The organism is Enterobacter cloacae complex sp. AR_0002 (genome assembly GCF_001922365.1).
In the GTDB taxonomy this organism is placed as follows: Bacteria; Pseudomonadota; Gammaproteobacteria; order Enterobacterales; family Enterobacteriaceae; genus Enterobacter; species Enterobacter hormaechei_C.
Genome location: NZ_CP018814.1, coordinates 4,843,616 through 4,855,608, shown reverse-complemented (window position 1 = coordinate 4,855,608; position 11,993 = coordinate 4,843,616). Strand labels below are relative to the sequence as shown.

At 59.1% G+C, this 11,993-nt stretch carries 12 protein-coding genes; 6 read left to right on the top strand and 6 right to left on the bottom strand.

Translation table 11 applies throughout. The features are described from left to right. Positions 1–30: 30 nt before the first annotated feature. The 5 genes from AM329_RS24130 (at position 31) to AM329_RS24110 (ending at position 5,711) form a co-directional block, all read left to right on the top strand. A complete protein-coding gene (locus AM329_RS24130) occupies positions 31–1,434 on the top strand; it encodes a TolC family outer membrane protein (RefSeq protein WP_022651698.1) in 1,404 nt (467 codons plus the stop codon). Further along, positions 1,431–3,623, top strand: coding sequence for a type I secretion system permease/ATPase (locus AM329_RS24125; protein WP_032609980.1), 2,193 nt, complete (start codon positions 1,431–1,433; stop codon positions 3,621–3,623). Before AM329_RS24130 ends, AM329_RS24125 begins: the two co-directional genes overlap by 4 nt. Next, complete coding sequence (locus AM329_RS24120; RefSeq protein WP_032609982.1) at positions 3,604–4,803, top strand: HlyD family efflux transporter periplasmic adaptor subunit; 1,200 nt, start codon at positions 3,604–3,606, stop codon at positions 4,801–4,803. The genes AM329_RS24125 and AM329_RS24120 overlap by 20 nt, the downstream gene beginning before the upstream one ends. A gap of 250 nt (positions 4,804–5,053) precedes the next feature. Continuing rightward, positions 5,054–5,353, top strand: a complete 300-nt coding sequence (locus tag AM329_RS24115) for a type II toxin-antitoxin system RelE/ParE family toxin (protein WP_032609983.1) — start codon at positions 5,054–5,056, stop codon at positions 5,351–5,353. A 10-nt stretch (positions 5,354–5,363) separates the two neighbouring features. Continuing rightward, on the top strand, positions 5,364–5,711 hold the full coding sequence (locus AM329_RS24110; RefSeq protein WP_032609984.1) for a HigA family addiction module antitoxin: 348 nt from the start codon (positions 5,364–5,366) through the stop codon (positions 5,709–5,711). Between the two features lie 75 nt (positions 5,712–5,786). On the opposite strand, the gene AM329_RS24105 is transcribed toward AM329_RS24110, so the two are convergent. Continuing rightward, on the bottom strand, positions 5,787–6,968 hold the full coding sequence (locus AM329_RS24105) for a PLP-dependent aminotransferase family protein (RefSeq protein WP_023314694.1): 1,182 nt from the start codon (positions 6,966–6,968) through the stop codon (positions 5,787–5,789). A 20-nt stretch (positions 6,969–6,988) separates the two neighbouring features. Further along, entirely contained in the window at positions 6,989–7,876 is an 888-nt protein-coding gene (locus tag AM329_RS24100; RefSeq protein ID WP_022651703.1) for a LysR family transcriptional regulator, read from the bottom strand. Between the two features lie 97 nt (positions 7,877–7,973). Between AM329_RS24100 and AM329_RS24095 the strand changes: the two genes are divergently transcribed. Further along, on the top strand, positions 7,974–8,576 hold the full coding sequence (locus AM329_RS24095) for a short chain dehydrogenase (protein WP_022651704.1): 603 nt from the start codon (positions 7,974–7,976) through the stop codon (positions 8,574–8,576). Here AM329_RS24095 and AM329_RS24090 read toward each other — a convergent pair. The 4 genes from AM329_RS24090 to AM329_RS24075 form a co-directional block, all read right to left on the bottom strand. Further along, positions 8,573–9,304: a bifunctional 2-polyprenyl-6-hydroxyphenol methylase/3-demethylubiquinol 3-O-methyltransferase UbiG gene (locus AM329_RS24090; RefSeq protein WP_022651705.1), complete on the bottom strand. Its 732-nt coding sequence runs from the start codon at positions 9,302–9,304 to the stop codon at positions 8,573–8,575. The genes AM329_RS24095 and AM329_RS24090 overlap by 4 nt on opposite strands. A gap of 74 nt (positions 9,305–9,378) precedes the next feature. Further along, the gene (locus AM329_RS24085) at positions 9,379–10,377 is read right to left on the bottom strand and encodes a transketolase family protein (RefSeq protein WP_022651706.1); all 999 of its coding nucleotides are present in this window, start codon (positions 10,375–10,377) and stop codon (positions 9,379–9,381) included. Beyond that, positions 10,377–11,222, bottom strand: coding sequence for a transketolase (locus tag AM329_RS24080; RefSeq protein WP_032609986.1), 846 nt, complete (start codon positions 11,220–11,222; stop codon positions 10,377–10,379). Before AM329_RS24080 ends, AM329_RS24085 begins: the two co-directional genes overlap by 1 nt. A gap of 12 nt (positions 11,223–11,234) precedes the next feature. Then, positions 11,235–11,984, bottom strand: a complete 750-nt coding sequence (locus AM329_RS24075; RefSeq protein ID WP_032609987.1) for an SDR family NAD(P)-dependent oxidoreductase — start codon at positions 11,982–11,984, stop codon at positions 11,235–11,237. Positions 11,985–11,993 lie beyond the last annotated feature (9 nt).

Sequence of the window (11,993 nt, the reverse complement as noted above, 5' to 3'; positions counted from 1 at the left end):
AAAGCAGTACTTTTTTATTAGGGACAAGACATGGGAAAGAAGATGCCTTACTGGTGGCTCTCGTGCTGCCTGATATCTGTGCCCGCTATCGCGGCAAACCCTGCGGCGATGATTAATACCGGACAATTAAGCGAAACGCAGGAACTCCCCTCTTTAAATGGCCGCGTGGCGCCCGTAGCCAGCAAAGCCGCCCCCGGCACGCTACAGCTGAATGAAGCGGTTAACCGCGCCGTGACCTGGCATCCGGCCATCAGTGAAGCCGTCGGCAAACTTTATCAGCAGAGCGAAAATGTGGACGTCGCTAAATCGAAATATTATCCGCAAATTAACGCTGGCATGGATAACGGCTATAGCCACGACGGTGACGATAATGGCTTTACCCCCTCGCTGGTGCTTTCTCTTTCGCAAATGCTGTACGACTTCGGCAAAGTCGCAAGCCAGGTGCGCGCGGAAAACGCGGGCGTCGCCCAGCAGCAGGCCAACGTGCTGGTGAGCATCGACACCATCGCCCACGATACCGCCATCGCCATGGTGCAGGTGCAGACCTGGCAGCAGATGGTCGAGACCGCCAAAGAACAGCTGGATGCCCTGTCCTCCATCGGCACCCTGACGAAACAACGTAATGATGAAGGCGCAACGTCACTCTCTGACGTGGTGCAGACCGATGCCCGTATCGAAGGGGCGCGTGCGCAGCTGATGCAGTATCAGGCGAGCCTCGACAGCTCGCGCGCCACGCTGATGAGCTTGCTGGGCTGGGACAGCCTGAACGCGGTCAGCAATGACTTTCCGCAAAGCCTGGCCCGCAGCTGCGACATCACCGAGCCGGACGATCGTCTGGTGCCCTCGGTATTAGCGGCCTGGGCGCAGGCCAACGTCGCGCAGGCAAATCTCGATTATGCCAACGCGCAAATGACCCCTACCGTTTCTCTGGAGCCGGAAGTTCGTCACTACCTGAACGACCGCTACGCGGGCAACGAAACGCGGGACCGCACCCAGTACTCCGCGTGGGTTAAAGTGCAAATGCCGCTCTATCAGGGTGGCGGCCTCACCGCCCGGCGTAACGCCGCCGGACACGCGGTGGAATCCGCCCAGTCCACCATCCAGCGCACCCGTCTTGAGGTGCGGCAAAAACTGCTGGAAGCGCGCAGCCAGGTGATGAGCCTGATGAGCACGCTTCAGATCCAGGGCCGTCAGGAAGCGCTCAGCGCCCGCACCCGCGAGCTGTATCAGCAGCAGTATCTCGATCTTGGATCCCGCCCGCTGCTCGACGTGCTCAACGCCGAGCAGGAGGTGTATCAGGCGCGCTTTACCCAACAGCAAACCGCCGGACAGCTGCATCAGCTTCAGCTGAACTGTCTGTACAACACCGGGCGCCTGCGTCACGCGTTCGATCTTGAAAACCGCACCATCCAGACCGTGGAGATCCAGCCATGAAGCAACGCGATATCCCGCAGGGTGAAAACATGACGGATCAGGCGCTGGAGCAGTGGGCGCAGGCGTTTGGCTACGTGGCGACGCGCTATCGCGTTGCCTGCTCGCCAGGCTCGCTCGTCGCAGGCGCGCCGTGGCTGAAAGGCAAACCGATGGTGCCCGCGCTGACGCAGCTCGCCCGTGAAGCCGGGCTGACATTCCAGTTGCTGACGGCCGATCAGCACGCTATCAACAGCTGGCGTCTGCCGGTGGTGGTGGAGCTGAACGACGGTAAAATCGGCGTCATCGACAATTTCGACGGCGAGGATACGCTTGAAGTCAGCTTTTTCGACGACAGCACGCACACCAACCGCCTGTCGATGAGCGCGATGCTGCCTGCCATCCGCCACGTCATCGCCCTGCGTCCGCAGGCGGCGCTGAAGGACAGCCGCGTGGATGCCTATATATCAAAATACCGCCCGGACTGGCTCTACCGGCTGGTGATGCGCGACCTTCGCCCTTACAGCTGGGTGATGCTGGCTGCACTGTTCATTAACGTGCTCTCACTCTCGGGCATCGTCTTTTCCATGCAGGTGTATGACCGGGTGATCCCCGCCCAGTCCTATCCGACGCTCTATGTGCTGACTATCGGGGTGCTGATCGCCACGCTGTTTGGCTTTGTGCTGCGCGTGGCGCGCGGACACATTATGGATCTGCTGGGCAAACGCTCGGATCTGCGCGTCTCGGATCGGGTGTTCGGCCACGCGCTGCGGCTGCGCCACAGCGCCATTCCGCGATCCACCGGAAGCTTTATCTCCCAGCTGCGCGAGCTGGAGCAGATCCGCGAGATGGTCACCTCCTCCACCATCTCCACCATCGTCGATCTGCCGTTTTTTATCCTGTTTGTGATTGTGCTGGCGATCATCGCCCCGCAGCTGGCGTGGATCGCTCCGGTGGCGGCGGTGATCATGGTCCTGCCTGGCCTGCTGCTGCAAAAGAAGCTGGCGGAGCTGGCGAAGCAGTCGGCGCATGAATCAACCCTGCGCAACGCGGTGCTGGTGGAAAGCGTGCAGGGGCTGGAGGACATCAAGCTGATGCAGGCAGAGAACCGCTTTTTGCAGCAGTGGAACAGCTATATCCAGATCACCGCCGAATCCGGCCTGCGCACCCGCGAACTGACGCAGAACCTGATCAGCTGGGGGATGACCATTCAGAGCCTGGTCTATGCCGGGGTGATCGTGGTGGGCGCGCCGATGGTGATCGACGGCACCTTAACCACCGGTTCGGTGGTGGCCGCCTCGATGCTCGCCTCACGGATGATCGCCCCGATGGCGACGCTATGCGGCGTGCTGGCCCGCTGGCAGCAGGTGAAGGCGGCCAAAGAGGGGCTGGACAGCATTATGCAGCTGCCGACCGAGAACCAGCGCGAAGAGACACCGATCCGCCAGGACGTGCTGCGCGGCCACTATCTTTTCGAGCAGGCGCAGTTCCGCTATCACCCGGAAGATCCCCGCATGGCGCTACGCATTAACCGCCTGGAGATCAAAGCGGGCGAAAAAGTGGCGATCCTCGGGCGCAACGGCGCGGGCAAATCAACCCTGTTGCAGGCGATGGCGGGCGGGATGGATCTGGCGGGCGGTGAACTGCGGCTCGACAACCTCAGCCTGCCGCATCTGGACGTGGCTGACGTGCGGAGAAACGTCGGCTTTATGACCCAAAACGCCCGGCTGTTTTATGGCACCCTGCGCGAGAACATTACGCTCGGCATGCCGCGCGCCACCGATAAAGAGATCTTCGAGGTGCTGGAGATGTGCGGCGCGGCCAGCTTTGTGCAGAAGCTGCCAAAGGGGCTGGATTACCCGATTATGGAGAACGGCGTCGGGCTGTCCGGCGGGCAGCGGCAGTCTATTCTGCTGGCGCGGATGCTGCTGCGCGACCCGAATATCGTGCTGATGGATGAACCGACCGCCTCCCTTGATGAACATACCGAGCGGGAATTTATTCAACGTCTCGGGGCGTGGCTCGGCAACCGCACGCTGGTTGTCGCGACCCACCGCGTGCCGGTGCTGGAGCTGGTGGAGCGCGTGGTGGTACTCAAAGATGGCATGCTGGTGATGGACGCGCCAAAAGCCCAGGCGCTGAACAACAGCCGTATGCAGCAACAGCAGCAGGCAACCGGACGGGAGTGGAAAAATGAAAATCAGTCAGCGTGACGTTGCCGCAGTAGAAGATCTGGATAACGCGCTCGACTCCGAAAGCGGTTATACCGGCGCCCGGCGCATTGTTTTCTTCTCCCTGGTGATGTTTGTGGTGCTCGGCGTCTGGGCGTGGTTCGGCGTGCTGGACGAAGTCTCAACCGGGACCGGTAAAGTGATCCCCAGCTCACGCGAGCAGGTGTTGCAGTCGCTGGATGGGGGGATCCTCACCGAGCTGAACGTGCACGAAGGGGATCAGGTGCAGGCCGGACAGGTGCTGGCGCGGCTGGATCCTACCCGCTCGGAATCTAACGTCGGCGAAAGCGCGGCGCGTTACCGCGCGTCGCTGGCCTCCAGCGCGCGTCTGTATGCCGAGGTGAACGATCTGCCGCTCAAATTCCCGCCGTCCCTGGCGAAATGGACCGACCTGACCGCCGCTGAAACGCGGCTCTACAACTCGCGCCGCGCCCAGCTGGAGGACACGCAGCGTGAGCTGCGCTCCGCCCTGGCGCTCGCCAATAAAGAGCTGGCGATCACCCAGCGGCTGGTGAAAACCGGGGCCGCCAGCCACGTGGAAGTGCTGCGCCTGCAACGGCAGAAAAGCGACCTGGAGCTGAAGCTCACCGACGTCCGTTCCCAGTATTACGTGCAGGCCCGTGAAGCGCTGTCGAAGGCCAACGCCGAGGTGGATATGGTGTCAGCGATCCTGAAAGGCCGCGAGGATTCCGTTACCCGCCTGACGGTGAAGTCTCCGGTGCGCGGGATCGTGAAAAACATCAAGGTGACCACCATCGGCGGCGTCATACCGCCCAACGGCGAGTTAATGGAAATTGTGCCGGTGGACGATCACCTGCTGATTGAAACCCGCCTCTCGCCGCGGGATATCGCCTTTATCCACCCTAATCAGGAGGCGCTGGTGAAAATCACTGCCTACGATTACGCGATTTACGGTGGGCTGCACGGGGTGGTGGAGACCATTTCGCCGGACACCATTCAGGACGAAGCGAAGCCGGAGGTGTTCTATTACCGGGTATTTATCCGTACCAGCCAGGATTATCTGGTGAATAAGGCGGGCAGGCACTTCTCGATCGTGCCGGGGATGATAGCGACGGTGGATATTAAGACCGGAGAGAAAACGGTGCTGGATTATATGATCAAACCGTTTAACCGGGCGAAGGAGGCGCTGAGGGAGCGTTAGTCAAACGCCGGGTGGCGGCTGCGCCTTACCCGGCCTACATTCTCGCAGGCCCGCGCAAGCGCAGCGCCGCCGGGCATTAATCCGCACGCAAGACGTGGAATCCGCCTCGAAGAATTAACCTTTAGTCATGCATCACACTTCCCTTCAGCCATGACCAGGGTAATATTACTCGCAGACAAAACGCACTTGCGCACAGTGCGGGAGTGCATTACTATCCACTCAGCTTCAAGGACTGGAGCTTACCAGCATTATGATTAATCATTTTCGGGATCAATGGCTTGAGGATTTTTTTCTCTACGGGAGATCGAGCAATGTTATTCCTTTGAATCTGGAAACAGCGCTTGCAAGAAAGCTCGACATCATCAATGCGGCCATGTCGCACCTGGATTTACGATCGCCACCGGGCAATATATATGAAGCATTGAGTCCTACGTTGAAGGGATACTCCTCTATCCGGGTAAACAGACAATACAGGCTTGTATTTCGCTGGTCAGAGGGAAAAGCAGACGATCTCTATCTCTCTCCACACAAGTACACGCAACACAAGTGAGGCATCATCTATGACACTTCAACAGGCACTCCGCAAACCCACCACGCCGGGCGAGGTGTTGCAGTATGAGTATCTTGAACCGCTCAATCTGAAAATCAACGATCTGGCAGAGGTGCTAAATGTACACCGCAATACCGTAAGCGCGTTGGTCAATAACAATCGCAAACTTACTGCCGATATGGCGATCAAACTGGCAAAAGCCTTTAATACCACTATTGAATTTTGGCTGAACTTACAGCTAAACGTTGATATCTGGGAAACGCAATCTAACTCCCGCACGCAGGAGGAGTTAAGCCGGATAAAAACCGTTGCGGAAGTCATGGCGAAGCGAAAATCCGGCAAGCCGGACGTTGCCTGATCCGCTCGCGCCACGCAATACGCTTACCCGACACGGGAACGGCGCATAACGGCATCTGCCATTATGCGCATCCGGTTACAGGGAAATTCTCAGGCGTCGAACCGCTTCTTTAAGCTGCTCATCCGTTGGGGTAACGAAAGACATGCGCAGCGTGGTATGGTCCGGCTCGTTGCAGTAGAAGAACTCACCCGGCACAAACACGACGCCGTTGCTCAACGTTTTTTCCAGCCATTTCGTCGTATTGATGCCGTTATTCATTTTCGCCCACAGGAACATGCCGCCCTTTGGCTTGTGGAACGACATCACATCGCCCAGCTCCGCTTCCAGTTCACTGGCAAAGGTCTGGTATTTCTGGCGATAGGCTTCGCGGATCATTTTAATCTGATTCGCCAGACGACCGGTTTTCAGATATTCGTACGTCATCAGCTGCGACAGCGTGCTGGTGTGCAGATCGGTGGTTTGCTTGAGGTTCACTACCGCGCGCTTTAGCCACTCCGGCACCAGCACCCAGCCCACGCGGGTGCCCGGCGCGAGGATTTTAGAGAAGGTGGAGGTGTACACCACGTTATCCTCATTGCCGATATCTTTGGCATGAGCAATCAGCGGGCGGAACGCTTCGTCGGTGTAGTTGATCTCGCTGTACGGGTCGTCTTCGATAATCACGAAGTCATAGCGCTTCGATAATTCCACCAGCTGTTTACGACGCGCTTCGGAGAGCGTCACGCCGCCCGGGTTACCAAAGGTTGGCACGATATAAACCGCTTTGATGGTTTTAGTTGCCACCAGCGCTTCAAGTTCATCCACTTTCATGCCGTCGCCGTCGGTACCGACGGATTCAAATTTCGCCTGCGCCAGGCCAAAGACCTGCAACGCGGCGAGGTAGGTAGGCCGCTCCACGACGACCGTATCGCCCGGGTTGATTAACGCCCGCGCCAGCACGTCAAGCGACTGTTGCGAGCCGGAAGTAATGACCACGTCATCGGCTTTACAGGCGATGCCGCGACCTTCAGAGATGCGTTGGATCTCTTCGCGCAGCCCCGGGACGCCTTCCGTCAGACCGTACTGGAATGCTTCGCCAAAATGCTGAGACAGCACGGCATCAGCGGCGATTTTTAAACCTTCATGATCGAACAGGTCCGGATTTGGAATACCGCCACCCAGCGAAATCACGCCTGCCATTTTGCTATGTTTTAATAATTCACGGATGGCAGAGGATTGCAGGCCCTGCGCGCTGCTGGCGAGTTTGTTTGCAGACATTCTTTACTTACCTTCTTTTTTTATATTGTGCCCAATCTTAGCAGAATATGGGCAATAAATTCCGTTAGCTTAGGCAGCGGCCGCAAATCCTGGCGCCACAGTAAATGCACCGGCCTCGGCGCGGGCGTAAACGCTTCCAGAACCCGAACCAGCCTGCCGCTCGCCAGCTCTTCCGCCACCAGCACTTCCGGTTGCAGCAGGAGTCCCGCCCCGGCTCGCGCCGCCATGCGTAAGCCGTAGCCGTCATTGCATCGTAAGACGGCATCACGCTTCCAGCGCACTTCGCCTTCCACACCCGGCAGCCGCCACTCGTTACGCGCCGTCCATACCGTGTGCGACAGGCACAGGTGATCCACCAGATCGGCTGGCGTTTGCGGCGTACCGTGACGCGCCAGATAATCCGGCGCGGCGCAGATCACCATGTTGTAGGGACACAGATATTTCGCCACCAGGTCCTCATTACGGATCTCACCGATACGAATGGCCAGATCGACCCCTTCCTCGACCAGATCAACCATTCGGTTGGTGAGATCCAGTTCGATGCGCACTTCCGGGTAACGCTGCAAAAACGTGGCCGTCAGAGGCGCGATAACGCAGCCGCCAAACGAGGTGGGCGCTGTCACGCGCAGGGTGCCGGCGGGTGTGGCTCGCAGGCGCTCAACCGCGTTTTCAGCAATCGAGACCTGCTCCAGCACGCGCCTGGCCTCTTCGAAATAAACGCGTCCGGCGTCGGTCAGGCTCTGGCGACGGGTGTTGCGCTCCAGCAGCCGCGTGCCGAGCTGCGTTTCCAGCTGCGTAATATACTTCCCGACCATCACCGCCGACATCTCCAGCCGGGCCGCCGCGCCGGTAAAGCTGCCGCTTTCCACCACCGCGATGAACGTCTCCATGCCGCGAAGCTTATCCATATTCCGAACCTCTGGTTAGCAATCTTCTAACATCAACCCAGTTTATCTGAATTTTTATTTATTAAAGAATGAAGGCTCACAACATAAGGAGTCTGCTATGAAAATCGTCATTATTGGTGCCAGCGGTACGGTCGGTCGTGCTGTGACAGAAGAGCTAAGCCGTCGTCACGAGGTGATCAGCGTGGGTCGCACGCAGGGCGACCATCAGGTGGATATCACCTCGCAGGCGAGCGTACAGGCGCTGTTCGAAAAGATCGGCCCGGTGGATGCGATTGTCTCCGCCAGCGGTGGGGTACACTTCGGCCCGCTCGCAACCATGACCGACGGCGAGTTCAACCGGGGTTTGCAGGATAAGCTGCTGGGGCAGATTCGTCTGGCGCTGACCGGCCAGCACTACCTGAACGAAGGCGGCTCGATTACGCTGATAAGCGGCATTGTGGCTCACGAGCCAATTGCTCAGGGCGTCAATGCCACCACGGTGAATGCGGCGCTGGAAGGGTTTGTGCGCGCCGCGGCCTGTGAACTGCCGCGCGGGATCCGCATTAACCTGATCAGCCCGACGGTGCTGACGGAATCCGTCGAAGCATATGATGGCTTCTTCCCGGGCTTTGAAAGCGTTCCCGCTGCGACCGTTGCGCAGGCCTACCGCCGCAGCGTGGAAGGGGTACAGAGCGGGCGGGTATATAAAGTCGGCTATTAAGCCTTACGGGCGGCGATCAGCACCAGCATCGGGCGTTCCGCCTCTTCGGCCAGCGCGGGCCAGGCGTCAACCTGCGTCTGCGTTGGTCCCCACTCATTGACTTCGCTTATCGTCAATCCGGCCTTGATCAGTGCGTTAAGCGTGGTGCCCAGCGTGCGGTGGTATTTAATCACCCCGTCCGCCAGCCAGTTGCTGACGCGCTGGCTTTCGTCCTGATAATGATTCACGCCCCAGAACCGCTCGCCGCTGTCGTCGGTCAGCCAGCCCTGACGGGTGGCGCAGGTATAAATCGGGTGCTCCATCGAGAAGACCAGGCTGCCACCGGGTTTTAGCGCGCGCTGCACCCTGGCGAATAGCGTGTCCAGCTCCGGCAGGTAGTGTAGCGCCAGCGAGCTGTAGACCAGATCGAGGCTATTCGCTTTCAGCGCCAGAGATTCCAGATCGCTACGCTGATAGTGAATCCGATTGTCATCAGTCAGTTCAGCCGCGCGGGCGAGCATTTTTTCTGAAATATCAACACCCGTGACGTCAGACGCGCCCAGCTCGCGCGCTGCGCGACAGAACCATCCGTAGCCGCAGCCGAGATCGACAACCGCTTTACCGGTTAAATCTGGCAGCATTGCCTTGAGCGCGGGCCACTCCGGCGCGCCGTTCAGGCCCTGAACCGAGCGCGGAAGCTGGGCATAGCCTTCAAAAAATGCCGGGTTGTCGTAGATGTTTTGCGCCATAACGGACTCCTTTATCGCAACAGTGGCGAGGGTAAAGCACCCCTCGCCCGTTGACAACGTATCCGTCTTATAAATCACAGCCTGCGCCGGATTTTCTCCACCATGGCTGTGGTTGAGATCCCGTAGCGGTCATGGAGGGTGGGCAACGCGCCCGCATCAAGGAACGCGTCCGGCAGCGCGACGGTATCGAAATCCACGTTCACGCGGTTGCGCATCAACAGCGACGCGACGGCTTCGCACAACCCGCCTACGCTGCTGTGGTTTTCCGCCACGATGACCAGCCGTCCCGGCTTCGCAGCCTGCGCCAGGATCGTCTCTTCGTCCAGCGGCTTAATGGTGGGCGAGTGCAGCACCGCCACGCTGACGTTATCCTTACGCAGCTGCTTCGCCGCCTCCAGCGCACGCATGGTCATCAGGCCTGAGGCGACGATCAGGACATCGTTCCCCTCTTCCAGCAGCGCAGCTTTGCCAATCTTAAACTGGTAGTTGTACTGGTCCAGCACCACCGGCACCTTGCCGCGCAGCAGGCGCATATAGACAGGGCCATCGTGCGCTGCCATCGCCGGCACCGCCTGTTCGGTGTCGATTGCGTCACAGGGATCGATAATCGTCATGCCCGGAATACCGCGCATAATCGCAATATCTTCCGTCGCCTGGTGGCTCGGCCCGTAACCGGTGGTTAGCCCCGGCAGCGCCGCGCAGATCTTCACGTTCAGGTGCTCTTCAGCAATCACCTGATGGATAAAATCGTAGGCGCGGCGGGTGGCGAAGACGGCATAGGTGGTGGCGAAAGGAATAAAACCCTCTTTCGCCATGCCGCCCGCGGCCCCCATTAACAACTGCTCGGCCATGCCCATCTGAAAGAAGCGTTCCGGGTAGGCCTGAGCGAAAATATGCAGATCGGTGTACTTCGACAGATCCGCAGTCATGCCGACGACCTCCGGTCGCTGTTCCGCCAGCTTCACCAGCGCGTGGCCGAACGGTGCGGCTCGCGTCTCCTGGCCCTCTTCCGCGATAGAGGCAATCATCGCCGACGTGGTTAAACGCGGTTTTTTCTCCGTGGTCTGGCTCATTACAGCACTCCTTCAGGTTTGTTGGCATCCAGCACAGCGAGTGCCTTTTGCCACTCGTCAGCATCCACGCGAATAAAATGGTTCTTGTCACGCTTTTCGAGGAACGGCACGCCCTTGCCCATCAGCGTGTCGCACAAAATGACGCGCGGCTGGTTTTCCGGGTAGCGTTTGGCGTTATCAAACGCCGTTACCAGTGAAGGGACATCGTTGCCGTTGACGCGCTGCACGTACCAGCCGAAGGAGGTCCATTTATCTTCCAGCGGCTCAAAGCCGAGGATCGCGTGCGAGTTGCCATCCGCCTGCTGGCGGTTAATGTCCACCAGCACGATCAGGTTCGACAGGCCGTGATGTGCCGCCGACATCGCAGCTTCCCAGGTTGACCCTTCGTCCAGCTCGCCGTCCGACATGGAGTTAACGACCCATGCCGCGCTCTGCTTGCGCTTCAGCCCCAGCGCCATGCCAACGCCAATGCTTAAGCCCTGCCCCAGCGAACCGCCGGAGATCTCCATGCCCGGCGTGTAGGTTGCCATGCCGGACATCGGCAGGCGGCTGTCGTCCGCGCCGTAGGTCTCCAGCTCCTCTTCAGGAACGATCCCCGCTTCAATCAGGGCGGCGTAACAGGCAATGGCGTAGTGGCCGTGAGAGAGCAAAAAACGGTCACGCCCCTCCCACTCCGGCTCGCCCGGCTTAAGGTTCATTCCGTGGGTAAACGCGGTGGCCAGCACATCGGCATAGCCCAGCGCCTGCCCGATGTAGCCCTGCCCCTGCACTTCGCCCATGCGCAGCGCGTAGCGGCGAATGCGCCAGGCCGCGGCGGCAACCTGTTGAACTGTGGTATCCGTCATCGTCGTATCTCCTTAATGGATCAGCATCCCGCCGTTCACGTCGAGCGTGATACCGGAGGAGTAAGAAGAGAGGTCGCTGCCGAGGAACAGCGCGGCGCGGGCAATATCCTGCGCGTCTCCGAGGCGGTTAAGCGGAATGCCCGCCAGAATGGACGTTTTCATCTCATCGCTCAGCTTGCCTGCGGTAATGTCCGTCTGGATAAGACCCGGCGTGATGCAGTTTACGCGCACATTGTCGGGCCCCAGCTCACGCGCCATGGCTTTTGCCAGCCCCAGCACACCCGCTTTTGCAGCGCTGTAGTGTGGGCCGCCAAAGATGCCGCCGCCGCGCTGGGCCGATACCGATGAAATGCAGACGATGCTGCCCGACTTTTGCGCGCGCATAGTGGGAATAACCGCCTGGGACATTAGCAGCGTGCCGCGCAGGCTGACGTCAAGCACCGCATCGTAATTTTCGCGTTTGATATCCATCAGCTTGATCGGCTGAGTTATGCCGGCGTTATTCACCAGAATATCGATGCGCCCGTATTTCCCCAGCACCTGCTCAATGGCGGCATTAACCTGTAATTCATTGCTGACGTTCGCCGCAAGGCCCAGATGTTCGTCGCCAAGGCTCGCGGCGGCAGCCCGGCTGGCTTCAGCGTTTAAATCGATAATCACCACTTTCGCACCCTGTTCAGCATATAATTTCGCCGTAGCGAAACCCAAACCGCGTACGGAAGCCGCGCCGGTAATAACGGCGACTTTATTTTTCAGTAGCATACATTTACT

What these genes read in the sequence shown, in the direction of transcription:
- AM329_RS24130 (WP_022651698.1), top strand. Translation starts at nt 31, where the DNA reads ATGGGAAAGAAGATGCCTTACTGGTGGCTCTCGTGCTGCCTGATATCT.
- AM329_RS24125 (WP_032609980.1), top strand. Translation starts at nt 1,431, where the DNA reads ATGAAGCAACGCGATATCCCGCAGGGTGAAAACATGACGGATCAGGCG.
- AM329_RS24120 (WP_032609982.1), top strand. Translation starts at nt 3,604, where the DNA reads ATGAAAATCAGTCAGCGTGACGTTGCCGCAGTAGAAGATCTGGATAAC.
- AM329_RS24115 (WP_032609983.1), top strand. Translation starts at nt 5,054, where the DNA reads ATGATTAATCATTTTCGGGATCAATGGCTTGAGGATTTTTTTCTCTAC.
- AM329_RS24110 (WP_032609984.1), top strand. Translation starts at nt 5,364, where the DNA reads ATGACACTTCAACAGGCACTCCGCAAACCCACCACGCCGGGCGAGGTG.
- AM329_RS24105 (WP_023314694.1), bottom strand. Translation starts at nt 6,968, where the DNA reads ATGTCTGCAAACAAACTCGCCAGCAGCGCGCAGGGCCTGCAATCCTCT.
- AM329_RS24100 (WP_022651703.1), bottom strand. Translation starts at nt 7,876, where the DNA reads ATGGATAAGCTTCGCGGCATGGAGACGTTCATCGCGGTGGTGGAAAGC.
- AM329_RS24095 (WP_022651704.1), top strand. Translation starts at nt 7,974, where the DNA reads ATGAAAATCGTCATTATTGGTGCCAGCGGTACGGTCGGTCGTGCTGTG.
- AM329_RS24090 (WP_022651705.1), bottom strand. Translation starts at nt 9,304, where the DNA reads ATGGCGCAAAACATCTACGACAACCCGGCATTTTTTGAAGGCTATGCC.
- AM329_RS24085 (WP_022651706.1), bottom strand. Translation starts at nt 10,377, where the DNA reads ATGAGCCAGACCACGGAGAAAAAACCGCGTTTAACCACGTCGGCGATG.
- AM329_RS24080 (WP_032609986.1), bottom strand. Translation starts at nt 11,222, where the DNA reads ATGACGGATACCACAGTTCAACAGGTTGCCGCCGCGGCCTGGCGCATT.
- AM329_RS24075 (WP_032609987.1), bottom strand. Translation starts at nt 11,984, where the DNA reads ATGCTACTGAAAAATAAAGTCGCCGTTATTACCGGCGCGGCTTCCGTA.